26 protein-coding genes, 1 tRNA gene and 1 riboswitch are annotated in these 25,805 nt (G+C 44.5%); of the genes, 21 read left to right on the top strand and 6 right to left on the bottom strand.

Annotated elements, in window-relative coordinates; genetic code table 11:
• From GO620_RS08410 to GO620_RS08395, 4 genes are all read left to right on the top strand, one after another.
• Window positions 1-936, top strand: coding sequence for a KpsF/GutQ family sugar-phosphate isomerase (locus GO620_RS08410; RefSeq protein WP_157524179.1), 936 nt, complete (start codon window positions 1-3; stop codon window positions 934-936).
• Window positions 936-2,336, top strand: a complete 1,401-nt coding sequence (locus GO620_RS08405) for an undecaprenyl-phosphate glucose phosphotransferase (protein WP_157524177.1) — start codon at window positions 936-938, stop codon at window positions 2,334-2,336. Before GO620_RS08410 ends, GO620_RS08405 begins: the two co-directional genes overlap by 1 nt.
• Window positions 2,326-3,117: an ABC transporter substrate-binding protein gene (locus GO620_RS08400; RefSeq protein WP_157524175.1), complete on the top strand. Its 792-nt coding sequence runs from the start codon at window positions 2,326-2,328 to the stop codon at window positions 3,115-3,117. The genes GO620_RS08405 and GO620_RS08400 overlap by 11 nt, the downstream gene beginning before the upstream one ends.
• 64 nt (window positions 3,118-3,181) lie before the next feature.
• Window positions 3,182-3,263: transfer RNA gene (locus tag GO620_RS08395), tRNA-Leu, on the top strand.
• 170 nt (window positions 3,264-3,433) lie between these two features.
• On the opposite strand, the gene GO620_RS08390 is transcribed toward GO620_RS08395, so the two are convergent.
• Both GO620_RS08390 and GO620_RS08385 read right to left on the bottom strand, forming a co-directional pair.
• A complete protein-coding gene (locus GO620_RS08390) occupies window positions 3,434-4,519 on the bottom strand; it encodes an MBL fold metallo-hydrolase (RefSeq protein ID WP_157524173.1) in 1,086 nt (361 codons plus the stop codon).
• 143 nt (window positions 4,520-4,662) lie between these two features.
• Window positions 4,663-4,974 (bottom strand): DUF6799 domain-containing protein, encoded by a 312-nt coding sequence (locus GO620_RS08385; protein ID WP_157524171.1) that lies wholly within the window; start codon window positions 4,972-4,974, stop codon window positions 4,663-4,665.
• Window positions 4,975-5,109: 135 nt separating this feature from the next.
• Between GO620_RS08385 and GO620_RS08380 the strand changes: the two genes are divergently transcribed.
• The 7 genes from GO620_RS08380 to GO620_RS08350 all read left to right on the top strand — a co-directional run bounded on the left by GO620_RS08380 (window position 5,110) and on the right by GO620_RS08350 (window position 11,263).
• Window positions 5,110-6,432 (top strand): MFS transporter, encoded by a 1,323-nt coding sequence (locus tag GO620_RS08380; protein ID WP_157524169.1) that lies wholly within the window; start codon window positions 5,110-5,112, stop codon window positions 6,430-6,432.
• Window positions 6,433-6,442: 10 nt separating this feature from the next.
• Window positions 6,443-7,171 (top strand): (Fe-S)-binding protein, encoded by a 729-nt coding sequence (locus tag GO620_RS08375; protein ID WP_157524168.1) that lies wholly within the window; start codon window positions 6,443-6,445, stop codon window positions 7,169-7,171.
• A gap of 320 nt (window positions 7,172-7,491) precedes the next feature.
• On the top strand, window positions 7,492-9,417 hold the full coding sequence (gene thrS / locus GO620_RS08370; protein WP_157524167.1) for a threonine--tRNA ligase: 1,926 nt from the start codon (window positions 7,492-7,494) through the stop codon (window positions 9,415-9,417).
• A 1-nt stretch (window position 9,418) separates the two neighbouring features.
• Entirely contained in the window at window positions 9,419-9,988 is a 570-nt protein-coding gene (gene infC / locus GO620_RS08365) for a translation initiation factor IF-3 (RefSeq protein ID WP_157524166.1), read from the top strand.
• Between the two features lie 139 nt (window positions 9,989-10,127).
• A complete protein-coding gene (rpmI, locus tag GO620_RS08360) occupies window positions 10,128-10,328 on the top strand; it encodes a 50S ribosomal protein L35 (protein WP_022829872.1) in 201 nt (66 codons plus the stop codon).
• Window positions 10,329-10,394: 66 nt separating this feature from the next.
• Window positions 10,395-10,739, top strand: coding sequence for a 50S ribosomal protein L20 (gene rplT / locus GO620_RS08355; RefSeq protein ID WP_157524165.1), 345 nt, complete (start codon window positions 10,395-10,397; stop codon window positions 10,737-10,739).
• A gap of 68 nt (window positions 10,740-10,807) precedes the next feature.
• Window positions 10,808-11,263 (top strand): hypothetical protein, encoded by a 456-nt coding sequence (locus GO620_RS08350; protein WP_157524164.1) that lies wholly within the window; start codon window positions 10,808-10,810, stop codon window positions 11,261-11,263.
• A 104-nt stretch (window positions 11,264-11,367) separates the two neighbouring features.
• On the opposite strand, the gene GO620_RS08345 is transcribed toward GO620_RS08350, so the two are convergent.
• Window positions 11,368-12,105 carry an SRPBCC family protein gene (locus tag GO620_RS08345; protein ID WP_198173528.1) on the bottom strand — a complete coding sequence of 246 codons (738 nt, stop codon included), beginning with the start codon at window positions 12,103-12,105 and terminating at the stop codon, window positions 11,368-11,370.
• 58 nt (window positions 12,106-12,163) lie between these two features.
• Window positions 12,164-13,408 (bottom strand): serine hydrolase, encoded by a 1,245-nt coding sequence (locus tag GO620_RS08340; RefSeq protein ID WP_157524162.1) that lies wholly within the window; start codon window positions 13,406-13,408, stop codon window positions 12,164-12,166.
• A 375-nt stretch (window positions 13,409-13,783) separates the two neighbouring features.
• Here GO620_RS08340 and GO620_RS08335 point away from each other — a divergent pair, with 375 nt between their 5' ends.
• From GO620_RS08335 to GO620_RS08310, 6 genes are all read left to right on the top strand, one after another.
• Window positions 13,784-14,758: a ribonucleoside-diphosphate reductase small subunit gene (locus GO620_RS08335; RefSeq protein ID WP_157524161.1), complete on the top strand. Its 975-nt coding sequence runs from the start codon at window positions 13,784-13,786 to the stop codon at window positions 14,756-14,758.
• Window positions 14,759-14,921: 163 nt separating this feature from the next.
• Complete coding sequence (locus GO620_RS08330; protein ID WP_157524160.1) at window positions 14,922-17,327, top strand: ribonucleoside-diphosphate reductase subunit alpha; 2,406 nt, start codon at window positions 14,922-14,924, stop codon at window positions 17,325-17,327.
• Window positions 17,328-17,607: 280 nt separating this feature from the next.
• Window positions 17,608-17,807: riboswitch (cobalamin riboswitch) on the top strand.
• A 99-nt stretch (window positions 17,808-17,906) separates the two neighbouring features.
• A complete protein-coding gene (locus tag GO620_RS08325; RefSeq protein ID WP_157524159.1) occupies window positions 17,907-19,937 on the top strand; it encodes a TonB-dependent receptor in 2,031 nt (676 codons plus the stop codon).
• Window positions 19,938-19,947: 10 nt separating this feature from the next.
• Window positions 19,948-21,021 carry a YncE family protein gene (locus tag GO620_RS08320; RefSeq protein WP_157524158.1) on the top strand — a complete coding sequence of 358 codons (1,074 nt, stop codon included), beginning with the start codon at window positions 19,948-19,950 and terminating at the stop codon, window positions 21,019-21,021.
• 49 nt (window positions 21,022-21,070) lie between these two features.
• A complete protein-coding gene (locus tag GO620_RS08315; protein WP_157524157.1) occupies window positions 21,071-21,652 on the top strand; it encodes a DUF6580 family putative transport protein in 582 nt (193 codons plus the stop codon).
• A 103-nt stretch (window positions 21,653-21,755) separates the two neighbouring features.
• The gene (locus GO620_RS08310; protein WP_157524156.1) at window positions 21,756-22,442 is read left to right on the top strand and encodes an SIR2 family NAD-dependent protein deacylase; all 687 of its coding nucleotides are present in this window, start codon (window positions 21,756-21,758) and stop codon (window positions 22,440-22,442) included.
• 46 nt (window positions 22,443-22,488) lie between these two features.
• Here the strand turns inward: GO620_RS08310 and GO620_RS08305 are convergent, their stop codons facing one another.
• Both GO620_RS08305 and GO620_RS08300 read right to left on the bottom strand, forming a co-directional pair.
• Window positions 22,489-22,737, bottom strand: a complete 249-nt coding sequence (locus GO620_RS08305; protein ID WP_157524155.1) for a hypothetical protein — start codon at window positions 22,735-22,737, stop codon at window positions 22,489-22,491.
• A complete protein-coding gene (locus GO620_RS08300; protein WP_200230859.1) occupies window positions 22,734-23,441 on the bottom strand; it encodes a DUF3291 domain-containing protein in 708 nt (235 codons plus the stop codon). The genes GO620_RS08305 and GO620_RS08300 overlap by 4 nt, the downstream gene beginning before the upstream one ends.
• Before the next feature lie 71 nt (window positions 23,442-23,512).
• Between GO620_RS08300 and GO620_RS08295 the strand changes: the two genes are divergently transcribed.
• The 4 genes from GO620_RS08295 to GO620_RS08280 are packed head-to-tail and all read left to right on the top strand — an operon-like array spanning window position 23,513 to window position 25,788.
• On the top strand, window positions 23,513-23,986 hold the full coding sequence (locus GO620_RS08295) for a GAF domain-containing protein (protein WP_157524154.1): 474 nt from the start codon (window positions 23,513-23,515) through the stop codon (window positions 23,984-23,986).
• Window positions 23,979-24,626, top strand: a complete 648-nt coding sequence (locus tag GO620_RS08290) for an alpha/beta hydrolase (protein ID WP_157524153.1) — start codon at window positions 23,979-23,981, stop codon at window positions 24,624-24,626. Before GO620_RS08295 ends, GO620_RS08290 begins: the two co-directional genes overlap by 8 nt.
• Window positions 24,623-25,225, top strand: coding sequence for a DNA-3-methyladenine glycosylase (locus GO620_RS08285; protein WP_157524152.1), 603 nt, complete (start codon window positions 24,623-24,625; stop codon window positions 25,223-25,225). The genes GO620_RS08290 and GO620_RS08285 overlap by 4 nt, the downstream gene beginning before the upstream one ends.
• Window positions 25,226-25,281: 56 nt before the next feature.
• Window positions 25,282-25,788, top strand: coding sequence for a pyridoxamine 5'-phosphate oxidase family protein (locus GO620_RS08280; protein ID WP_157524151.1), 507 nt, complete (start codon window positions 25,282-25,284; stop codon window positions 25,786-25,788).
• The last annotated feature ends 17 nt before the right edge of the window (window positions 25,789-25,805 follow it).

Below are 25,805 nucleotides of genomic sequence, written 5' to 3'. Positions count from 1 at the left end.
ATGGATAATATAGCTAAACGCGTGTTCGATATCGAGATCGGCTCATTAAAACATGTTGCCGATAATATCGATGGTTCATTCAACGCGGTTGTAGAGGCCATACTCGGCTGTCAGGGCAAACTTATAGTAGCAGGCATGGGCAAATCGGGCACTATCGGTAAGAAGATAGCAGCTACATTAGCCAGTACGGGCACTCCGTCGTTTTTCCTGCACCCGGGAGAAGCCTTTCATGGCGACCTGGGCATGGTAGAGGCAAAGGATATTGTTATCCTCATCTCATACTCCGGCGAGACCGATGAAGTACTCAAAATTATTCCCTTTTTAAAATGGAACGGTAATACCATTATCAGTATGACGGGAAATGCCAATTCAACGCTGGCCAGGAATAGCGACCATCATTTATTGGTCGCCGTGCCGCGTGAGGCTTGCCCGCTTGAACTGGCACCAACATCATCAACCACCGCTACATTGGTTATGGGCGACGCGCTTGCCGTAGCTTTGATGGAACTGCGTGAATTTAAACCCGGCGACTTTGCTAAATTTCATCCGGGTGGTAACTTGGGCAAGCGTTTGCTGGCCAAGGTTAAAGAAAATATGCAGGTAGATAAACTGCCTTTCATTGACAAAGATGCTTCCTTTACAGACCTGTTGCTGCGCATGAGCGAGGGAAGATTGGGCATGGTGATCGTAGGAAATAAAGAACAAGTGGAAGGTATTGTTACCGATGGCGACCTGCGCCGGGCCCTGCTCAAGAACGCTAATGTAAACAATATGATCATTAGCGATATCATGACTGCAGAACCGGTATTTATTGACGAAAATATCCTTGCAGACGAGGCCGAGCAGCTGATGATCAGGCGTAAGATCACTACCGTATTGGTCGGCTCGGCAGAACAACGTACAGTATCCGGAGTTTACCAGATTTACAACAGGTAATGATCCACAGGTACGCAACGTTTATTAAGGCTGCAAATCTGGTTGTAGACTATATCGTGTTAAACCTCAGTTTGTTGCTGGCGTATGTAACAGTGAGCCTGTTGCCTGTAAGTACCATCCGCTCAGAGCATTACTTACCGCTGATATTGTTCGCCAATCTCATATGGTTTTTGTCGGCAAACATATCAGGTTTGTATAGCGGCGTGCTCAACAAAGATGCAATCATCACTTATCGCAATGTTTTCCGCACCTACTTGTTATTTGTTGCACTTATCTCCGTAACGGTTTTTATAACCGGAACAAAATCCTACACCGTAACCCGACAATATTTAATTTACGCGCTAGGCATTTTTGCAGTGTTACTGGGGCTTTGGAAACTGATCTTTCTGGGTATACGCAAAGGTGACCGCCACGTGCTGATCAGCAAAAGGAATGTAGCTATTGTAGGCGCGCGCCGGGTTGGGAATGACCTTTACGAATACATGAAAGAGAACCCGGACATTGGTTATAACATGCTGGGTTTTTTTGACGATAAGCCGGAATACCTGATCAGTAGCGACCTGTTATTGGGCACCACAGATACCTGTTTAAATTATATCAATGAAAAAAAAGTTCAGGAATTATTCTGCACCCTGCCAAACAGCGAAGCAGATACGATTGACCTTTTAATGCGCGAAGCAGATAAACACATGATCCGCTTTAAATTGGTGCCGGAATATTATAATTATAATAACCGCACAACCATAGTACAAAGTTTTGGCAGTATACCGGTTATTTCGCTTCGCCCAGAGCCTTTGGAAAATACGCTCAACCGCGTCATCAAACGTATCTTTGATGTGGCGTTCTCTCTATTTATGTTGGTGTTTGTGGCAAGTTGGTTAATTCCTTTAATGGGTATCATCATCAAGCTGCAGTCAAAAGGGCCGGTGTTTTTTACTCAGGCCAGGTCGGGGCTTGATAATAAACAATTTATGTGCGTAAAGTTGCGCAGTATGCGTATTAGCGATGATGCCCATACCAAACAGGCAACACGTAACGATAGCCGCTTAACGCCAATTGGCGCCTTTATGCGGAAGACCAATATCGATGAGTTGCCGCAATTCTTCAATGTGCTGGTAGGGGATATGTCTGTTGTTGGCCCGCGGCCGCACATGTTAAGACATACCGAGCAATACGCTAAAGAGATTGAGAAGTATATGGTGCGCCATTTGGTAAAACCCGGCGTAACGGGCTGGGCGCAGGTGCGCGGTTACCGCGGCGAAACTAAAGACCCGGCGACCATGGAAAAACGCATTGAGCATGATGTGTGGTACTTAGAAAACTGGTCTTTCCTTCTGGATATGAAGATCATTTTTCTTACCGTTTGGGTAACCCTTGTGGGCGACGACAATGCCTTTTAGCAAACCCTTCATTGATCAAATGGGCAGGGAGGTGAAAATTTCTTTTCCGCCGCAACGCATAGTCTCACTAGTCCCTTCACAAACCGAATTATTATTCGATTTAGGATTGGAAGACAAAATTGTTGGCATTACCAAATTCTGTATTCACCCGGCCGGTGAAACGAAGCAAGTGGTAAAAGTGGGCGGCACAAAACAGCTTGATGTAGAAAAGATCACGTCATTGAAACCCGACCTGATCATTGCTAATAAAGAAGAAAACGAGCGTGCTCAGATAGAAGAACTAGCCGTGCATTTCCCGGTTTGGGTTAGTGATATTTATGATCTGGATAGCGCGCTCGAGATGATTTGTGCTGTTGGAGAAATAACCGGAATGCCGGAGAAAGCCAATGACATAGCTGTCAAAGTAGAAGAACAGTTCTGCGAATTAATTGGGGCTGACTCGCAGACAGTGGCATACCTTATCTGGCGTAAACCATATATGGCTGCCGGCACCGGAACTTTTATAGACGACATGCTGCGTCGTTGCGGTTTTATTAACGCCATTGCGGATGGACGCTATCCCATGGTAACTTCAGAACAATTGGCCGATTTAAAACCCGATCTCGTTTTCCTGTCATCAGAACCGTACCCTTTCAAGCAAAAACATATAGAAGAACTTCAATTCTATCTTCCGGCTACCAGAATACTCCTCGTTGACGGCGAAATGTTTTCGTGGTATGGCAGCCGCATGTTGCTTGCTGTGCCATATTTTAAAAGCTTGTTAGCCAGCCTCAAAGGCTAAAAATTGAAAAATATTGCAGGATTACAGTTATAAAATGTATCTTTGCCCTCTCAAAATCCTAACTGCGGAAGTGGCGTAATTGGTAGCCGCACCAGACTTAGGATCTGGCGCTTCACGGCGTGGGGGTTCGAGTCCCTTCTTCCGCACTTTAAAAAGAAAACCCCGGCCATTTGGCCGGGGTTTTCTTTTTAAGTATGAATCGACTCGAACCCGGCGGGTTCGAACTATTCTCTTGAGCGGGAAAGTGCGCGGGATGGGGGGCGCGAAAAATCCTTTCTTCCGCACAACAAAGCCTCACAAATTTCGTGAGGCTCTGTTATTTAAAATCCCACCAAACTGCTGTTTTAGGCGGATCTCCTAACGTATATGGCTCGCCAATCTGCGGGACATTCAAAGGTATATTCAATTTTTGGGCGGCCGGTACTAACTTCTCTATCGGTTCATTCCATGGATGTTCTGCTTCTTTAAACTTTGCCCAATGAATAGGCTGCAGCATTTTTGCGTTAACGTCTGCTGCGGCTTGGGCTGCCTGTCCAAGCCACAGATGTGTCCAAGGCCAGTTGGGGCTGTATTGCCCGCATTCCAGCAGCGCCAAATCAAATGGGCCATAACGTTTACCTATATCTTTAAACTGGGGCCCGTACCCGCCATCGCCGCCAAAGTAAATTTTATAATTGTTAGACTGTATTATGTATGATGCCCAAAGAGTCTTGTTTTCCTTGCCGTAAGTACGGTTGCTCTTATGACGTGAGGGGGCTGCAGTGATCTTTATGCCACCCGGCGAAGTTGTAGATTGGTGCCAGTTTAATTCGATGATCTTCTTGCGGTCAAATCCCCAATAAACCAAATCTGAACCGATGCCAAGGGGCACAACTGCCAGTCTGATCTTATTTCGAAGTTTTCGCAGGGTACGGTAATCAAGATGGTCATAATGATCATGCGAAATAATAAGCACGTCTATTGGCGGCATGTCTTCGGCGTGATAGTTCATCGTGCCGGGGAAAGCTTTCATGACACGCGGAACAGGCCCTGCATGGTTGCTAAAGATCGGGTCGATAAGGATATTGCCTTGCAAGGTCTTAATCAGTAAAGAAGAATGCCCGAACCATACTATAGTCGGCGCGGGGGCTGCCAGTGCTTTTAAGTCGGTTTTTACCCACGGTATGGCGCTCGAAGGTTTAATCGTTTTAGGATGTTTATCTAAAAACACCCAGCGTTTTTTGGTCGAGTCCGCCCGCTCTGCTTCGTTGTCAAAAGCCCCGTTTTTGTAATTGGCAACAGTATCGATGCGTGAAAGGTCTGCACCCCGCGGGTTTTTACCAACAGACCTGACAACACCACAACCTGCTATTGAAGCAAGCAGAGCCACACCGATAAACCAACATAAATTTTGCCTGATCACTGTTTTAAAACGTTAAGCAGTAAAGCAGTATTTTGCCCTGCTTTTACCGCCGTAAAACGTGTGAGCATGAAATCTGTTTACAGGCAATCTTAAACGACAAAGCCCTGCAATTTGCAAGGCCTTGTCGTTTGGAATAAGCAAAATTACATTTTGCTCATGTTGTGCACTTTACCGCTCATCATTACCATGTCGCCGTCTTTAAGCTTCATGGTCTTGCCGTCTTTCATTTTAACGGTTCCGTCGGTCATAACCATTGTGCCGTTTTTCATGGTCATGTCTTTATCCATGGCCATGGTTTTACCATTTTTGGTGCACATCATTTTACCATCTTTCATCATTACGCAGTTGTCCATTTTCATGTCCGAATGCATTTTAGATGACGATTCCATTTTGGTTTGCGCCATTGCTGTGCAGCTTAACGCTACAGCAAAAGCGGCGATCATTAGTTTTTTCATAATTGGTTGAATTAGTTTTTCTAAAGTAAGAAGAATTAGTACCAATTAAAGTTTTAAGATTATCAGTGGTTTAAGGAGTGCGCCTACCAATTCAAATATTGCACGGGTTATCAAAATGTATAACTTAGCCTTTGCATGGAAGCAAAAAACAACCCTAAAACCATACGCGCCTGGGCCATGTTCGATTGGGCTAACTCATCGTACAACCTGGTAATCACATCAACCATTTTCCCGGCCTACTTTACGGCCATCACCACCACAAAAGAGCGCGGCGATAAGGTGACATTTTTTGGGCACGAGTTTGTAAATACTGCCTTGTCTGAGTATACCCTGGCAGTGGCTTACCTGTTGGTAGTGATTATGCTGCCGATACTAACTTCTATTGCCGATTACAAGGGCAACAAGAAAAGCTATATGCAATTTTTTACGCTGATGGGTGGCTTGGCCTGCTGCGGATTGTACTTTTTCAAACTCGATACATTGGAGCTGGGCATGCTTTGTTTTGGTATTGCCGCTATTGGCTATTGCGGCGGCTTTGTTTTTTATAATTCGTATCTACCACAAATTGCCACTGTTGACAGGCAGGATGCCGTGAGCGCCAAGGGTTTCACATACGGCTACATCGGCAGTGTAATATTGCAGGTTATTTGTTTTGTTTTTGTGCTTTCGCCGCAAACATTCGGTATTACAGATGCCAGCTTTCCTGCACGGCTGTCGTTTCTGCTCGTAGGTGTATGGTGGATGGGTTTCGCGCAGATACCTTTCGCCCGCCTGCCCAAAGGCGAACCTAACGCCAAAGTTTCCCGAAACTACAACGTATTTAGCGGCGGATTTAAAGAATTAGGAAGGGTATGGCGTCATGTAATGAGCATGCCTTTGTTGAAACGCTACCTGCCGGCTTTTTTCTTCTACTCCATGGGTGTGCAAACCATTATGCTGGTGGCGGCCAGCTTCGGCGCCAAGGAATTAAATTTGCCCGCCAAGAACCTGATTGCGGTGATACTGGTAATTCAATTGGTGGCTATTGCGGGTGCAACACTGATGTCTAAGCTTTCTGAAAAGTTTGGCAACGTGCGCGTTTTAATAGGGGTGGTATTTTTGTGGATACTGGCATGCATTGCCGCGTATCTAACCACGCTTGCTGTGCAATTTTACGCATTGGCAGTTGTAGTAGGTTTGGTAATGGGCGGTATACAATCGTTATCGCGATCTACCTATTCAAAGTATCTGCCGCAAAACATAACAGATACGGCCTCATACTTCAGCTTTTACGATGTAACAGAAAAGCTAGCAATCGTAATCGGACTTTTTACCTTTGGCTTTGTAGAATCGCTAACGCAAAGCATGCGCAACTCGGCCCTGGTGCTGGCGATATTCTTTGTTATCGGCATCATATTGCTGTTTACTTTGCTTACCGCAGAGAAAAGAGATAAAAGTTCTCAAATTAGCGGCTTGTAATTTAAGGCTGATGAAAGTTGAGTTGTTTGTTCCTTGTTTTGTAGATCAGTTGTATCCCGATACCGCTTTCAGTACGGTGAAACTTTTAGAAAAAGCCGGATGCAATGTGCACTATAACACAGAGCAAACATGTTGCGGTCAGCCCGCATTTAACGCCGGTTTTTGGGACGATGCCAAAAAAATAGGCAGCAAATTCCTGAATGAGTTTAGTGAAGACAGCGTAATTGTAACACCATCCGCGTCGTGCACGGGCATGGTGCGCAATTATTACAGCGATCTGTTTACCAATACGGTACTACATAATAAGTGCCGCGCGGTGCAAGGCAACATTTATGAATTGTCCGACTTCCTGGTGAATATCCTACAGTACGAATACTTTGGTGCCGAATTGGAAGGCCGTGCGGTTTACCATGATAGTTGCAACGCCCTGCGCGAATGTAAGATCAAAGACGAGCCGCGACGCCTTTTAGAAAACGTGCACGGGCTAGAACTTTTGAATATGCCTGACAACGAAACTTGCTGTGGTTTCGGCGGAACATTTGCGGTTAAGTTTGCAGCGATATCAAGTGCCATGGCCCAGCAGAAAGTAGACCACGCCTTATCAGTAAACGCGGAATACATCATCTCAACAGACGCTTCTTGCTTATTACAGCTACAAGGCTATATTGACAAGCAGCAGATTCCCCTTAAAACCATGCACTTAGCAGATGTGCTGGCCGGCGGTTGGGGGAATGTCTAGTTTCGATTGCACCGATTATAAGAACGATTTCGCCGATTCCATCCGATTCCCAAATTGGGTGTAATATTAAGCCTGTCGAAATATGGTGGGTGGGCACCGTTATGCCTCGAGAGGCTCAGAACAGGGTGTAACTACGAGGTGCTTATAATCTGTGCAATCTTTATCATCGGTGTAATCAAAAATCGTAGCTTTGCTCCCGAAATAAATCACTCCCGTAGGTGATCATATAATTGTTTTATTTTTTGAACCCGGAGGCTTTTCAAAGTCCCTCTCCTTGGGGAGAGGGATTTAGGGAAAGGTCGCCAAAATCATGTTTGTAGATGATTAACATTACACTTCCGGATGGTTCCGTGCGTCAGTATGACAAGGGAATCACTTCCATGCAAATTGCACAATCCATTTCAGAGGGCCTTGCCCGCAATGTTTTAGCCGCCGAGGTTAACGGCCAGGTTTGGGATGCTGAGCGCCCTATCGAAACCGACTCGAACGTTAAATTACTAACCTGGAATGACGAGGCAGGAAAGTCTACTTTCTGGCACTCATCGGCCCACCTGATGGCAGAGGCGCTTGAGGCGCTTTATCCCGGCACAAAATTTGGCATAGGCCCGGCTATAGAGACCGGTTTTTATTACGATGTAGATTTTGGCGACCAGGAGTTTTCTTCAGACCATTTCAAGCAAATTGAAGATAAGATGCTGGAACTGGCAAAAGCTAAGGAAGAATTTATCCGCAAGCCGGTGAGCAAAGCAGACGCTATAGAATACTTTACAGAAAAAGGCGACGAATACAAGCTTGACCTTATCAAAGACCTGCCCGATGGCTCCATCACTTTTTATAGCCAGGGCGGTTTTACCGACTTGTGCCGCGGTCCGCATATTCCCAATACCGGTTTTATTAAAGCTGTAAAGTTGATGAACACTGCCGGCGCGTATTGGCGCGGCGACGAAACACGTAAGCAGCTAACCCGTATTTACGGCGTTACTTACCCTAAACAAAGCGAGTTGCAAGAATACTTGCGCGTGATAGAAGAAGCCAAAAAACGCGACCACCGCAAACTGGGCAAAGAGTTGGAGCTTTTTGCTTTCTCAGAAAAGGTGGGTATGGGTTTGCCATTGTGGTTGCCTAAAGGGACTGCTTTGCGGGAGCGCTTGACCAACTTTATGCAGCGCGCGCAAGTTAAGGCAGGTTACGAGCAGGTGATCTCGCCGCATATAGGCCATAAAAATTTGTACGTAACATCCGGCCACTATGAAAAATATGGCAAGGATAGCTTTCAGCCAATAAAAACGCCGCAAGAAGGAGAGGAGTTTTTCTTAAAACCGATGAACTGTCCCCACCATTGCGAAATGTACAAGGTAAAACCACGGTCATATAAAGATTTGCCGGTGCGCTTCGCAGAATTTGGCACTGTTTACCGATATGAGCAAAGCGGTGAATTGCACGGACTAACCCGAGTTCGCGGTTTTACTCAGGATGATGCACACTTATTTTGCCGCCCCGACCAGGTGAAGGACGAGTTCAAAAAAGTGATCGATCTGGTATTGTATACCTTCGGCGCCCTGGGTTTTGATAATTACACTGCCCAGATCTCATTGCGCGACCCCGACAATAAAGGCAAGTACATTGGCAGTGACCATAATTGGCACTTAGCCGAGAAAGCCATCATTGAAGCTGCGGAAGAGAAGGGTTTAAAGACCGTTGTAGAACTTGGTGAAGCTGCATTTTATGGCCCTAAGCTAGACTTTATGGTGAAGGACGCCCTTGGCCGCAAGTGGCAGTTAGGTACAATACAGGTAGATTATAACTTGCCTGAGCGGTTCGAGCTTGAGTACACCGGCAGCGACAATCTTAAACATCGCCCGATAATGATCCACCGTGCGCCGTTTGGCTCGCTCGAACGTTTTGTCGCCGTATTGATAGAACATTGCGCTGGTAACTTCCCCCTGTGGCTATCGCCCGATCAATTTATCATTTTACCGATATCAGAGAAGTTTGAAGATTATGCAAATAATCTTTCAAATGAGTTAAAAAATTCCGATATTCGCGGTCTTATTGATTTTAGGGATGAAAAGATCGGAAGAAAGATCCGGGATGCCGAAATCAAAAAGATACCTTACATGTTAATTGTGGGGGAAAAAGAGGCTGCAGAAGGCACAATTTCTGTAAGGAAACATGGCGTTGGCGACCTTGGAAGTTTAACCATAGAAGAATTTAAACAACAAATAATAAAAGAAACAACAGTTTAACTTGGCATTAAATAAACCGAATTTTAATAGGGGACCGCGTCCACCTTTCAAAAAAAAGGAAGCAGAGCATAACATCAACCAATTTATACGTGCGCAAGAAGTACGTTTAGTTGGTGATAATGTAGAAACAGGAGTATACTCGTTGCGCGATGCTTTAGCCATTGCAGAACAGCAGGAACTAGATCTTGTAGAGATATCTCCAAATGCGGTTCCGCCGGTTTGTAAGGTTACAGACTACAACAAATTTATCTACGAGCAGAAAAAGAAGCTTAAGGAGATAAAGAACAATGCCAAGCAAACCGTTATAAAAGAGATACGTTTTGGGCCAAATACAGACGACCACGACTTTGAATTTAAGCTGAAACACGCGATTAAATTTTTAGAAGCAGGCGAAAAAGTTAGGGCTTACGTACACTTTAAAGGCCGTGCCATTGTTTACAAAGAGCAAGGCGAGATACTATTGCTCCGCTTTGCACAGGCTTTAGAAGAAGTTGGTAAAGTTGAGCAGTTGCCTAAATTAGAAGGTAAACGGATGTTTTTAACCGTTGCCCCTAAGGTTGGTAAGAAGTAGATATGAGATATTAGATGTGAGATTTGAGAAAATCAACGTCTATTGGAAATAAGTTGAATTAACAGACGATGTGTTTTGTGTAAAGTGAGTAGGTTTCTCACTTCTCATATCTCACATCTCAAATCTAAATAAATAGTTTATGCCAAAAATGAAAACCAATTCCAGTGCAAAAAAGCGCTTTAAGCTTACTGGAACAGGTAAAATTGCAAGAAAGAACGCATACAAAAGCCACATCTTAACCAAGATGTCTACAAAACGTAAGCGTGCCCTTGGCCACACCAGCTTAGTATCTGATGCGGATATGGGTAATGTTAAACGTATGCTTTGTATCGGTAAGTAATTAATTTTTAACCAGGTTTTAGAGTAATCAAGTCCGCAAGGCACTCACTACCAAAAACAACAAAAAATGCCACGTTCAGTTAACGCAGTAGCGTCGAGAAGACGCCGAAAAAAAATCATGAACCTTGCCAAAGGTTACTATGGTTCACGCAGCAAGGTTTACACCATTGCAAAAAACACAGTAGAAAAAGGTTTACAGTATGCATACCGCGACCGTAAAACCAAGAAAAGGGAATTCAGGGCTTTATGGATCCAGCGTATCAACGCGGGTGCACGCCAGCACGGTATCTCTTACTCACAATTAATGGGTAAGTTGGCCGGTAAAGAAATTGGTTTAAACCGTAAGGTTTTGGCCGATTTGGCGATGAACCATCCCGAAGCTTTCAAAGCAGTTATCGACGCTGTAAAATAAGCGATGGTAAGATATTTAAAAAGGCCTTTCGATTTCGGAAGGCCTTTTTTGTTAAATTTGATATCGATATGAAAAGATTGTTTTTTATCTGCTTGGGCCTGTTGGTATTGTCAGCTTGTACCACCAATATTGACAGCGGTGCCCTGCGCAACTTCGTGAAGGATAAACTTAAGGACAAAGAAAAAGGCACCTTCAATTTAGCTGACTATAAAGAAGGTGACTGGGATAAAGTTTATGTACTTGGCCCATATACTAACGACCGTGTTTTTGACGCTACGCTTAAAGCTTATAAAAAAGACATCCAGGCGACCGGTGTCGATACCGAGACCGACATCTGTTTGGTGATGCTTTTTAAAGGTGATAAGATGGTTACGCAATCTGTGTTCGACCGCAAAAAGATAGACTTTAATAACCTGGTAAAATTCACCACCAACACCCTGGCCATGCCTTACAAAAAAGGCGCAACCATGTTTGGTTTCGCCCGTAAAAGTAAGTATGAACCGTATGTTATAACGGCTAAGTAGTAACATCATCCAGTCATCCCGAACTTGTTTCGGGATCTCACATGATTATTAAAGACTTGTATGATGAGATGCCGAAACAAGTTTGGCATGACCTTATTTATCATCTATATATCCGCACCCACATTGATATCCATGTACTGTTTAAAGTTACGGACATCTTTTTCAACCATGTTTTTAAATACCGGGTTAAGCACATGCGCAAGCGCGAAACCAACTCCGCCAACCGGTGGCTCATAGCTGATCACTACATCTAATAAAGTCGTACCCGGCTCGACGCCGTCCTGGAAACGTATTTTGCCGGCATTGTCAATCGTAGAATCCGGTAATGAGCTCCAGCCAATCATTTCGTTTGGCTCATCTTTTACAATCTCCGCGTCCCAGCTTATGGTGGTAACATCCGCAGGTAACTTCAATACCCAGTGCGAGCGTTTTTCGTCCAATACTTCTACACTTTCCAGGTGGTTCATAAATAATGGTAGATTATCAAGCTTTCTCCAAAAGCTGTAGACCTCTTCTCGCGGTTTATTCACCACAAATGAGGTCCGGATATTCACATTAACCGGCTCTGTGGTAGACTTGCCTAGCTTGGTGTATAACTCGCAATGGCCTGTAATGCCGCGGCCAAGCAAATACCCACCGGCACCCACTTTAATGATGCTGGTCAAAGGGTGCTTAAAAATATGGGTAATGCCCGATAAGGCAAGCTTAGCGCCAAGCGCTATAGATACGTAGCGCTCGCCCCAGTTTAAGTTTATTGGTTCGGAGTGGTTATCCGCGCCATGTAATGTTATGCTTTTTTGTAATGCTGTAATAGCCATGATGTTTTTCTGTTGATGTTTCATTTTCAACAGTAACGGCATCATGATGTTTTCTCGAAATGAAAAATTGTTAAAGGCAAGTTCAATAAGGAAACTTAAACTTCTTCAAATCGGGCAGATGGTCTTTTTTGCGTCCTAACTCGTACCAGTAAATTACCTGACCCAGATTTTTCAAAAAAGGGAGGCACACAGTGGCGTATTCATATTTGTTGTCATTGTAGATACCATCTTCATTTGATTGTACCACGGCTGATAAGAAGAATTCCACTTTATTTTTAAAGTCGACTATGTATGCGTTATCGATATCGTAACCGTAGGAATCGCCCACTTTGTTAAAAATGCGGATGTTTGGATCGATAACTGCGCTGCTGTCGCCGCCACAGAACAAAAATTTACAATAAGCGGGAAAATAGTCAGGGTGGTTATACGTCGGCTTTTTGCTTTCAGTTGGATACATGCTCATGTATTTATAGATAAACTGATACTGATCGTTGGTAAGGTTGTACCGTTCGGCGGCCGGGAAAGCTTCCGGGAATATCAGTTTGCGCAACACCAATTGTTGGTCGGCCAGTGGGTACACGTTGTTTTTTGTAAAATCATATGGACGCATGATCAGGCTGTCGCGACGATCAAGATAGCCCTTGCCTTGCAGCATATTCTCCAACTGCATCGGGTAATCGTGTGGATCATACAAAGGTGGTTTGGTATAAATCAGTTTATCACCATCGTAAAACTGTATCTGGTTGGTATGTCTTGCGTTTTCTCCGCCGTCACCAATGGCCAAACGGTTTACAATTCGGGTTTGGTTAATTCCACGCGCTTTTAGTTTTTCATTGATCTCTTCTCGACCAACGAATTCATAAATGCGGTTGTAGGCGTCGTTATCACTTACCAGTAATATCTTTTTGATATAGTTCTCCATAGAAGGCTTGCCGGTTGCTGATGAAGTATCCATAGTAACTTTGGTTTGGGCTGCGAAACTACTGTCAGTCAGCATGGTTGAATGCATGGTCAACCCTTTAACCTTTAGTTCATTCAGTTTTTCTAAAGCGAATATTGCGGTAGGCAGTTTCACCGTACTCGCGGGATAGAAATAGCGGTTTGCGTTTAGGCGGTAGGTGTAGGTAGTGAAACGCGGAATGTTGTTTTTGTCGCGGTCTACGCGCGTGTAGATCACCTGCACCTCGTTGTGTGTGGCGTGTTGTAACACATGGCTAAACAAAGGCTTATTTTCATCTAAAAGTCTTTTTATAAATATCGTATCGGGCGCTTGGGCAAGTAATACACATGGTGTTAATAAGTATAAGATACTGACGATGAGTTTCATAAATAAATTCGTTGCAGCAAGGGAGCAAATTCGAAATTTTACAATGGCTTTATTTTGTGGATAACTGGCCTGTTTGTTTAAAACTTACGCTAACTGTGAAGCAATTTAACCTTTAGCTTTGAGATAAGTTCAAAGAGGCAATTTAACAAATGGTCGTAAGAAGGGAAGCTTATCCCCGAAAGGCCAAAAGGTTGCAGTTCAAAAACTTAGTGAGACCGGAGTTTAAGGGACGCTAAAATTTAACTGTAAATTAATTGTCATCGACAAACGTTTACACACATAAGGCTTGATAATTGGGGTATTTTCCCGCGGTGCATAGGTGCCGCGACGACTTGCCGTCTCTAATCAAATTTGAGAAAGAAACATTAGCGCGATATGCAACAGGAAGAAATATTATTAAAGGAAAACAAAGACCGCTTTGTGATTCTGCCCATCAACTACCCAAAGATTTGGGAGATGTATAAAAAACATGAGGCCAGCTTTTGGACCGCCGAGGAAATTGACCTTAGCGGCGACATGAAAGACTGGAACAACCTGAATGATGGGGAACGCCATTTTATTTCGCACATCCTGGCATTTTTCGCGGCAAGTGATGGTATAGTGAATGAAAACCTTGCGGTGAACTTTATGAGCGAGGTGCAATTGCCGGAAGCGCGCTGTTTTTATGGTTTCCAGATCATGATGGAGAACATCCACTCTGAAACTTACGCGCTGCTGATAGACGCTTATATAAGGGATCCTAAAGAGAAAGACCGTTTGTTCCACGCGGTAGAAACTGTGCCTTGCGTACAACGTAAAGCAGAATGGGCACTGCGTTGGATTGAAAACGGTTCATTTGCAGAACGTTTGGTTGCATTTGCGGCGGTGGAGGGCATTTTCTTCTCGGGTAGTTTCTGTTCTATATTCTGGTTAAAGAAAAGGGGCTTAATGCCGGGCTTGACATTCAGTAATGAGCTGATCAGCCGTGACGAAGGCCTGCATTGCGAGTTTGCTTGTTTGCTTTACAGCATGCTGGCTAATAAACTGCCCGAGGCCGAAGTGCACAAGATCATTATGGACGCTGTGGTAATAGAAAAAGAATTTGTAACCGATGCATTACCTGTTGACCTGATAGGTATGAACGCTCGCCTGATGCAGCAATACATTGAATTTGTTGCCGACAGATGGCTGGCAGAATTGGGTTATAGCAAGGTATACAACGCGGCCAATCCTTTTGATTTTATGGAGATGATATCGCTGCAAGGCAAAACCAACTTCTTTGAGAAGCGGGTAGGTGATTATCAAAAATCCGGCGTGCTGGCAGGTTCAAATAAAGAGAACCAGGCATTTTCGCTGGACGAGGATTTTTAGAAAAGACACAAGTAACCAGTATCAAGTAGCAAGTACAAAATGCCGGAGAGTAAAACTCAAAGTTTTGATACTTTGATACTAAGGACTCGATACTGAAAAACTGATCAATTAAAAATATATACAATTAACGTTCCGCGGCAGGGCGGAGTAAAAGGAGGGGATAATGTTTGTAGCAAAAAGAAACGGAAACAAAGAGAGCGTAAAATTTGATAAGATAACCGCTCGGGTGCAAAAACTGGCTTATGGATTAAGCCCATTGGTAGATCCAATTGATGTGGCAAAAAAGGTGATCGAAGGTTTGTATGATGGGGTAACCACTACAGAACTGGATAACCTGGCTGCCGAGACGGCGGCGTCTTTAACCACCAAACACCCCGATTACGCTTTGCTTGCCAGCCGTATTGCGGTAAGTAACCTCCATAAGAACACCATCAAGTCGTTTTCAGACACGATGCGCCTGTTGTACAATTACACAGATGAGGCTAACGACCGCAAAATGCCGTTGATTGCTGAGGATATTATGCAGGTGATTGAAGAGAATGCCGATATACTGGATAGTTCTATCATTTACGACCGCGACTTTGGCTTTGATTACTTTGGTTTTAAAACTTTAGAGAAATCATACCTGCTGCGCCTTGATGGTAAAATTGCTGAGCGTCCTCAGCACATGTATATGCGTGTAGCTGTTGGTATACACAAAAACGATATCGAAAGCGTTATCCGTACGTACAACCAAATGAGCGAGCGCTGGTTTACCCACGCTACGCCAACTCTGTTCAACGCAGGTACACCAAAACCACAAATGTCGTCATGCTTCCTGTTGTCTATGAAAGATGACAGCATCGACGGCATCTACGATACATTAAAGCAAACCGCGAAAATTTCGCAGAGCGCGGGCGGTATCGGTTTAGCTATTCACAACGTGCGTGCTACAGGCAGCTACATTAGCGGTACCAATGGTACAAGTAATGGTATTGTGCCAATGTTACGCGTGTTTAACGACACTGCCCGTTATGTAGATCAGGGTGGTGGTAAACGCAAAGGTGCCTTTGCGGTTTATTTGGAACCTTGGCATGCAGATGTTTTTGAATTCCTTGACCTGCGCAAAAACCACGGTAAAGAAGAAGCGCGCGCCCGCGATTTGTTCTACGCGCTTTGGATACCCGATCTGTTTATGAAACGTGTAGAAGAGAACGGCGACTGGAGCCTTTTCTGCCCGCACGAAGCACCGGGCATGTCTGAATGCCATGGCGAAGCTTTCGAAAAATTGTATGAGCAGTATGAGAAAGAAGGCCGTGCACGCCGCACTGTCCGCGCACAGGAATTATGGTTTGCCATCCTTGACGCACAGATAGAGACCGGTACACCATACCTGTTATATAAAGATGCTGCCAACGGCAAAAGCAACCAGCAAAACCTGGGCACTATTAAAAGCAGTAACCTGTGTACAGAGATCATGGAGTACACAGATGCCGACGAGGTTGCAGTTTGTAACCTGGCATCCATCGCACTGCCGCGTTTTGTTAAGGACAAGGAATTTGATTTCGAGAAATTATATGAGATCACTTACGATGCAACAAAAAACCTTAACCGCATTATAGACAACAACTATTACCCGGTTATAGAGGCAGAAAGATCTAACATGCGCCACCGCCCAATAGGTTTAGGCGTACAAGGGTTGGCAGACGTATTTATTATGCTGCGTCTTCCGTTCGAAAGCGAATTGGCTAAAGTGTTGAATAAAAACATCTTCGAGACCATTTACTTTGCCGCCATGACAGCGAGTAAAGACCTGGCTGTGAAAGAAGGTGCTTACGAAACGTTTAAAGGCTCGCCACTGTCACAAGGTAAATTCCAGTTCGATCTGTGGGGTGTAAAACCAACAGACCGCCACGATTGGGAAGGTTTGCGCAAAGCGGTGATGAAAAGCGGTGTACGCAACTCACTTTTAGTTGCACCAATGCCGACTGCGTCTACATCACAGATATTTGGTAACAACGAATGTTTTGAACCGTATACTTCTAACATTTATACCCGCAGGGTATTGAGCGGCGAGTTTGTGATCGTGAACAAGCACTTATTAAAAGACCTGGTAAACCTGGGCTTGTGGAACAACACTATGAAGAATAATATCATCGCGGCTAACGGGTCTATACAGCACATTCCGGAGATACCTTCAGATATCAAAGAACTGTATAAAACCGTTTGGGAGATAAAACAACGCAGCCTGATCGATATGGCCGCCGACCGTGGCGCATACATTTGCCAGTCGCAATCGTTAAATTTGTTTGTTGACAGCCCTAACAATTCTAAACTAACTTCTATGCACTTCTACGCCTGGAAGAAAGGTTTGAAAACCGGCATGTATTACCTGCGTACACAGGCGGCTACACAAGCGGTACAGTTTACCATTGAGAAACAAGGCAGCAAAGAAATGGAGCCGGTTATCCAGCCTGTTGCCGCAGAAACCAGTGCCCAGATGATGAATGACCTGGGCAGCATTGAACTAACCCAAACCAGCGGCCCAAGCTGCTCGATGGAAGAGGGTTGCGTTACCTGTTCTTCATAAGCCAATACCAAACAATCAACTAATACCAAGGCAGACCGGTTTCGGTCTGCCTTTTTTGCTGCCCTTAAACCCACCTTGTCATTGCGAGGCACGGCCTGTCCCGATTCATCGGGGAAGCAATCTCAGAGGACATTCTTTAAGATTTTATGCTTTGTCCCGATAGCTATCGGGAGCTTCGTCGTTTCACTTCTCGCAATGACAAATTTATCTTAGCCTTATTACCCTCAGACAACAAAACTACCTGCTAAGCCAACTCGTGCTATAATCTAAAATCTATTTTTACATTTGCAGTGCTTAAGGTTCAGTGATCAATTACGATCATTGATTAAAAGGGAAGCCGGTGATGATTCCGGCACTGTCCCGCAGCTGTGTGCTCTGTAACCAAAGCCCAATCAAAATGCCACTGTTCTTTAACTAACGAATGGGAAGGCCGGGCCAAGGGGAGTAAGTCAGAAGACCTGCCTATATAGCATTATAATATTCATGGCTTTCGGGGATTGAAGCTTGAATAGGATGCCGTAAATACCAGCAGTATTTCTATTCTTTTTGTATTACCCGTTGCCTGTGTTTTTAAGACAGATGGTAAAGGTGTACTTCGCTTATTTTTCAAAGAACATAACCGATCGACCCAAATTGGTCGGATTTTGCCTGCTTATAGCGTTAACCGTTCAAACGTTTACCGTTCAGGCCCAGAAAGACACAACCAAACTGAGCGAGGTTAAGATCAATGCCGACGTCCTTAAAAAGCAATACCCCACACCAAGCCAGCAAATTTCAAACGCAGATTTTAAGAAGTATGCCGCCCTTACAGTTGCCGACATTGCAAGCAACCTGGCAGGTGTAAACACCAAGGACTACGGCGGCATCGGCGGACTAAAAACAATTTCAGTACGCAGCCTTGGCGCAAACCATACCGGTGTTTTGTATGATGGTGTGCTGTTAAATGACGCGCAAAACGGGCAGATAGATATCGGCAAGTTTAATCTGTATGATATTCAAAGCATTACTTTATACAATGGACAGCAGCCCGACATTGTGCAGCCTGCACGGGCGTTCGCGTCGGCCAGCGTGCTGGATATCAAAACCATCCGCCCGCAGCTTACAGCATTAAAACCTTATAAAATATTGCTGGGTGTTAACGGCGGATCATTCGGTCTCATCAACCCCTATATTCAATATCAGCAGCGTGTGAGTAGCAAGTGGGCTTACGTAATCAACGCGAATTATACCGGTGCCAACGGAAAGTATAAATACAAAGTTGCGGGCGATGGCTCGGACACTCTGGCTACCCGTATCAACAGCGACGTAACATCTTTTCAAACAGATGGCGCGCTTTACTGGACAAAATCCGACAGTAACAAATTTAAACTACAATTTAACTATTACACCAGCGACAGGGGATTACCCGGTCCGGTGATCTTTTATAATCCACTGTCGGTGCAGCGTCTGCAAAATCACGACCTGCTTATCCAATCATCATACGAATATGTTGCTCCTAATAGTTTGCATCTGCTTGTTAACAGTAAATACTCGCAAAACTACTTATACTATACCGACCCAAGCTTTTTGAACGCAACAGGCGGCCTCAATGAGCACTATACACAGCATGAATTCTACCAATCCGTTTCGGTTGGTTACAACCTCTTACCCAACTGGCAAGTAGCATACGCTTCAGACGCTGCTTTAACTAACCTGTTTGCAGACGTTTATACATACGCGTTCCCAACCCGGTTGGCGCTTTACAATGTATTCTCTAGTGACGTTTCTTTAGGCCGTTTTAAGCTGCAAGGCTCATTGTTGAACAATTACATCCATGACCGTGTACAATCAGGAACGGCAGCGCAAAGCCAATCGGTATTTACACCAACCATTGCCGCAAGCTTCAACCCGTTTCAAAGATCAGGATTTCAAGTAAGGGCTTTTTACAAGGATGTGTACCGGTATCCAACATTTGCAGAACAATATTACTATGCCATCGCTCCGCGTAATTTAAAACCAGAACGGGTGAAACAGTACGATTTGGGCGCTACATGGCAGAAAACGTTTAATGGCTTGTTCAGCGACGTAGCCTTTACAGCGGACGCTTATTACAACAACATCGATAATAAAATAATTTACCTGCCAACGCGATCGCCCGAAACACCATCTGTTACCAATTTGGGTAAAGTTGACATAAGGGGCCTGGATGCTACTTTTAAAACGCACCTCGTTCCGGCGAAAGAGTGGCTAGTTTCCGTAAATGCTACTTACACCTATCAGGACGCAGTTGATGTAACCAATCCGACAGACAGCTATTACCTTAACCAAATCCCTTACACGCCTAAGAATTTAGTCACGCTCAATGGTGGGGTAAGCCATAAAAATTTAGGATTATACTATACACTCAATACATCATCTTCGAGGTATTACACCAGCAACAATGAACCACAATACTTTTTGCCGGCGTATAGCGTGAGCAGCGCCTCATTAATTTATTCATCACAAAACAAGCACTATCCTTATACCGCTTCAGTTGAAGTAAACAACCTTTTTAACGAAAATTACCAGGTGATAAGAAGCTATCCATTGCCAGGCAGGTCATACCGTTTATCTATTCAAATAACTATTTAATTCATATACAATGAAAATCATCAACTTAAAAAATCTATTGGCAGCCGCGATATTGTTATCGATATTCTCGTCGTGCCGCAAAAACAATTCGGACAATCCTGCGCCAACTACCACAGTGCAACGCGCGGGTATCTACATTCTAAATCAGGGCGGTTTCGGGTCAAACAACGGCAGCCTGAGCTATTACGATTATGCTACTAAAACCGTGACCGCGGATATTTTTACCAAGGCTAATAATAAAGGTTTGGGCGATACACCAAATGATCTTCAGATCTACGGTTCTAAGATGTACATCGCTGTAGACGTGTCGGGCACAGTAGAAATCTTAAACGCAAAAACCGCGGCAGAATTGAAACAGATATCCTTCAAAAGCGGAAACGTAAATAAAGAGCCCCGCAGTTTCGCGTTTGATAAGGGCAACGCTTTTGTAACCACTTATGACGGTAATGTAGCCGTGATCGACACCTTCTCTATGGCGGTTACAAAAACTATCGCCGTTGGCCGCAACCCCGAGCGCATGGTGGTGTCTAACAACAAATTGTATGTAACAAATTCGGGCGGTTTATCATTTGGCAATCCCGATAAAACGGTGTCGGTGATTGATCTGAATACTTTAACAGTTACGAAAACGATCACCGTAATTGCTAATCCTACAGGTATCGCGGCAGATGGTTCAGGCCACGTTTATGTACTGTCGAGCGGCGATTACAATACCATTAAACCGGGCATGACCGTTATTGATAACAATACAGACGCGGTAATTTCATCAAACAGCACCAGCATTGCTTACGGATCCAACCTGGTAGCGAATGGGGATTACGTCTACATCCTTACGTCTGATAAAAAGGTTGCACAGTTTAATGTTAAGACGCAAGCGTTTACCAACACCTCTTTTATAGACGCTTCTGCAGTTACTACACCATATAGCCTTAGTTATGATAGTGTGAACAGTGAATTTTTTATTACAGATGCTAAAAATTATGCGTCGAACGGAGCGCTATTCGCGTTTGATAAAACAGGTGCTAAGGAATACAATATTACAGTAGGCATAAACCCGGGTACAGTTGCCTTCTTTAACAAGTAATTGCTATTTCTGTAGCTTATCGCTATTTTTGAACAGATTATAAAAAGATATGTCATCACAACAAAAAATACAAGTACGCAACCTGGTGTTGATCTTAATGATAGTTGCAGCAGCAGCTATGCGCCTGGTAAGTTTCAAATATCAGCAATTAAGCAATTTTACCCCGGTTGGCGCTATCGCTATTTTCGGCGGTACATATTTTACCGATAAGTGGAAAGCTTATTTGGTGCCGCTCATTACGCTTTTTGTAAGCGACATCATCATCAACTACTTATATTTTCATAAGCTGATATTATGGACAAGCTACGCACCATTTGTTTACGGCAGCTTTTTGGCGATGGTATTTTTTGGTACGCTGATCAAAAAGGTAAACGTAGTGAACGTGATCCTGGCTTCTGTTGGTGGTGTATTGATCCATTGGCTATTAACCGACATCCACCCCTGGTTAAACGGGCCGGAGTATAGCAAAGGTATTATGGGTTATTTCCATTCACTTTGGAATGCTATCCCTTTCGAGAAAAACATGCTTTTAGGCGATTTAATTTACGGTACGATATTGTTCGGTGCCTTTGAACTGGCTAAAAGCAAATACATTTTTTTACGCACAAAGCGCGATCTGGCACTTGCTTAATCAAATAGCGATATTTTAAAAGCGGTGAGCGATCACCGCTTTTTTTATGTCATATATATTAACACCGAAGCTCCTCTCTTTGGAGAGGATTAGAAGAGGCCTTATGACTAAGCAGAAATTAGTAATATTAACCGGTGCCGGCATCAGCGCCGAAAGCGGGCTTAAAACCTTCCGCGATAGTGACGGACTGTGGGAGGGCTACGACATAAATGATGTGGCTACCCCGGAAGCGTGGCAACGCAACCCCGCATTGGTTCAGGATTTTTATAATCAACGCCGCAAGTCCGTCCTGGAAGCAAAACCCAACGCCGCCCATTATGCTTTAGCCAAATTGCAGAATAAGTTTAACGTTACCATAATTACCCAAAACATTGATGATCTGCATGAGCGGGCCGGCTGTAAAAATGTACTGCACCTGCATGGCATTATCACCCTTTCGCAATCGAGCAAAAACCCTAACCTCACATACCCAATAGATGGCTGGGAAATTAAAATGGACGAGGTGTGCGAATTAGGATCGCCACTACGTGCACACGTGGTATGGTTTGGCGAGGCTGTACCGATGATAGAACCCGCTGCAGACGTGTGCGCTCAGTCCGATATTTTTATATTAGTTGGCACCTCACTGGCTGTTTACCCTGCCGCCGGTTTGATCAATTTTGTTCCGCGGGAAACACCGAAGTATATTATAGACCCGGTAGTCCCGGATGTTTATCTACCGAATGTTATCAAGATAGAAGAGAAAGCCTCGGTAGGTGTTCCAAAGTTGGTGGAGGAGTTGTTGAAATGAACAGCGTTGTAAAGCTCTCTCCTTCGGAGAGGGTTGACTTAGGCATTTAATAATTATACCTAAAATACGTTGCTTTAAAATCATCATTCATAGCCTTGAAGCGTTCATTAACAGTGGCCAGAAACTCATCATCTAAAATTTCGAATACACTGTTAACGCCATCTGTCAAATCCATCTCAGGTATCTTATAGATTTGCTCAAAAGTGCCTTTTTCTATCTTGATGATAAACTTTTGGTTCATATTCAGAATGGAAACTTTAAAATCGGGGTGGGGCAGCTCGGCAATGATCCTCATTTGGTAAAATTAAGCAATCCTTTTAAAGGATCTGCGCCGTTAATGCTGCCTATCGTATCAATGATCTTGAAGCGCGCAAACAACTCTTCGCTATACCAATCATTGTCGCGGGTTTTTTTGATGACTTCGGCATGTTCACGCGAACGGTAAGCAAAAGCTTTAACATCGTCCAGGCTTTCCCAAACAGAAAAGGTCGCCTGCCTGAATACAGGTGCTTCGCCGATACCTAAAGACATCACATAACCTTTAGCAGACGTCATGATTTTGGCCACACTATCCACATTTGCCCAAAAGCCTTTCAGTTTATGCAGGCGGATGGTTGCCCGCGTAAGTACAGCAACAGGGCCTGTATGTTCTGATGGCGTTGGATTGCCAAATGGCGCCCGGCCGTCCCACCTGCCGTGGCTTTGCAGTGGTTCGCAAAGTATGGTCCATTGCTCGGCAGCAAAAACATCCCACCATTTGGCGACCAGCGATTTTTTATAAAACTCGTCAAAATCTTCCCGGTTATTCCAAACCGCTAAAAGGCCCCATTGCTGCCAGTCGGGAGATAGGTCGAAGGTGCCGTTTTTGCCGCTGCCTAACAATTTCCAAAAGCGGCAGCGCCGCTGAAACACCATGGGTATGCGATGCAAAGCCATTGCCATAAGCCCAAATTGGGTAAATGTTTTTTGATACCGGACGATGGTAAGGCTAACGATCACGGCGGCTAAGTAAGCTAATAAATGTGAGATTTAACCCATTAACTAATCACCTATGTGTTTAAATTTGTGTTATGGCAGAAGACCTCAAAATCAGCAGCGGCGATAAGGCTGCGCAGTATGAATCGCTTATTCCGCAGATCAAAGCTTTGCTTACGGGCGAGACCGACGCGGTGGCTAATATGGCTAACATGGCTGCGGCGCTAAAGGAGCAATTCAAATGGTTTTGGGTAGGATTTTATCTGGTAAAAGACGGCGAATTGGTTTTAGGCCCGTTCCAGGGCCCGGTTGCCTGCACGCGCATTGCTTTAGGCAAAGGCGTTTGCGGAACTGCCTGGCAGCAGGAAGAGATATTGGTAGTTCCCGATGTTGACGCGTTCCCCGGCCATATTGCCTGCAGCTCACTATCAAAATCAGAGATAGTGGTGCCAATGGTCAAAGACGGACAGATCTATGGCGTGCTTGACGTGGACAGCGAAGAGCTTAACCAATTTGACGAAGTTGATGCTAAATATCTTGAGCAGGTGGTTCAGTTATTAAATGCGTAAGGTTTACTTTATCTCCGGTCTCGGTGCCGACCGCCGCGCTTTCGACCGTATCAGGATCACCAATGTTGAAAAGGTATTTGTCGACTGGATAGAACCGGATAGGCGTGATACTATCGCCACTTATGCCGGGAAGCTAATCTCTCATTACGGCATAAAGCATAATGATACTGTGGTGGGCTTGTCTTTGGGCGGAGTAATGGCTATTGAGATAAATAAACAAATAGGGTTGGCTAAAGCTATTTTGATATCAAGCATTAGAAGTACAGATGAGGCGCCGGCCTACTTCAAAACCTTTAGCCGGTGGCCGGTATTCAAGCTGGCATCAGAAAAAGCAATTATTGATATTGCTGCCCGTATGGTGCCCGTGATGGGCAAAATGGAGAAAGTTAAAACCAACCTTTTTACAGACATGATCCGCGATTCATCGCCTAAGTTTGTAAAGTGGGCAATGGGTGCTATACTCAAATGGCAAAGTACAACGCAATTCGATAACGTTTACCAGATCATTGGCGATAAAGACCGCGTTTTTGATTTTCGTAAAACTCCAAACGCTACCGTCATTAAAGGCGGCAGCCATATTATGGTCTATAACCGCGCAGACGAAGTGAGCGCCTGGCTCGAACAAATACTCGCTGAATGAAACTGCCCGATTCTTATTATCAGTCTAATGATGTGGTCGCCCTTGCACGCGATCTCATTGGCAAATACCTGTTTACCAATTTAGACGGGCAACTTACAGGTGGGTACATTGTAGAGACCGAGGCTTATGCCGGCATCATCGATAAAGCATCGCACGCTTACGGCGACCGCCGCACGCCACGTACGCAAACCATGTATATGCAAGGCGGTGTCGCTTATGTTTATCTGTGTTATGGCATTCATGAAATGCTCAATATTGTGACATCAGTTGAGGATCAGCCGCACGCTGTATTGATACGCGCGGTTGATCCAACCATAGGTCTTGACGTTATGCGATACCGCCGTAATATGGCGGTCATCAAGCCTACTATTACTTCGGGCCCGGGTTCGGTTGCAAAGGCGCTGGGTATATCACGTAAGATCAATGCCATAAGCCTGCAAAGCGATGTTTTGTGGCTGGAAGACAGGGGTTTGTCATTCGCGGATGAAGAGGTGGCAACAGTGCCGAGGGTAGGCGTTGACTATGCCAAAGAGGATGCCTTATTGCCTTACCGTTTTTATGTAAAGGGCAACAAATATGTGAGCAAACCAAATCGATAATATTTTAAACTAAAAGTAAATATTGATGGTTGTATGAATAACAAACAATCACCAATATGGAATTTGAAGACGAACTAAAACGTTTAGAAAATATTGAAAAGCTGCGCAAATTGGTCGACAGCATACGCACCGGCATGCTCACCACTTACAATGCTGCAGAGGGCTTTCACAGCCGCCCAATGGGTACCGCCCAGGTTGATGTAGACGGCAATTTTTGGTTTTTCACCAATGAATTTTCTCCAAAAGTGCAGGAAATTTCTGTCGATAATACGGTTTCGATCACCTATTCAGACATCGCGCAAAATATATACGTCAGCTTAACCGGCGTTGCCACTACGGTGGACGACCGCGCGAAGATGAAAGAGTTGTGGAACCCGTATGTAGAAATATTTTTCCCCGACGGTATTGACGATCCAAAGTTGACCTTGTTAAAGGTTGAGGCGCAGAATGCCGAATATTGGGATAGCAGCGCCGGCATTATCGCTATAACATTTAAAAAGCTGGCTGCCGCCGTCACCGGAAAAAAATACGTAGAAGGCGAGCATGATAAGTTAGCCTTATAATTATACAAGCAGGTTCG

The organism is Mucilaginibacter ginkgonis, from assembly GCF_009754905.2.
GTDB classification, from domain to species: domain Bacteria; phylum Bacteroidota; class Bacteroidia; order Sphingobacteriales; family Sphingobacteriaceae; genus Mucilaginibacter; species Mucilaginibacter ginkgonis.
This window is presented reverse-complemented; position numbering and strand designations above follow the sequence as displayed.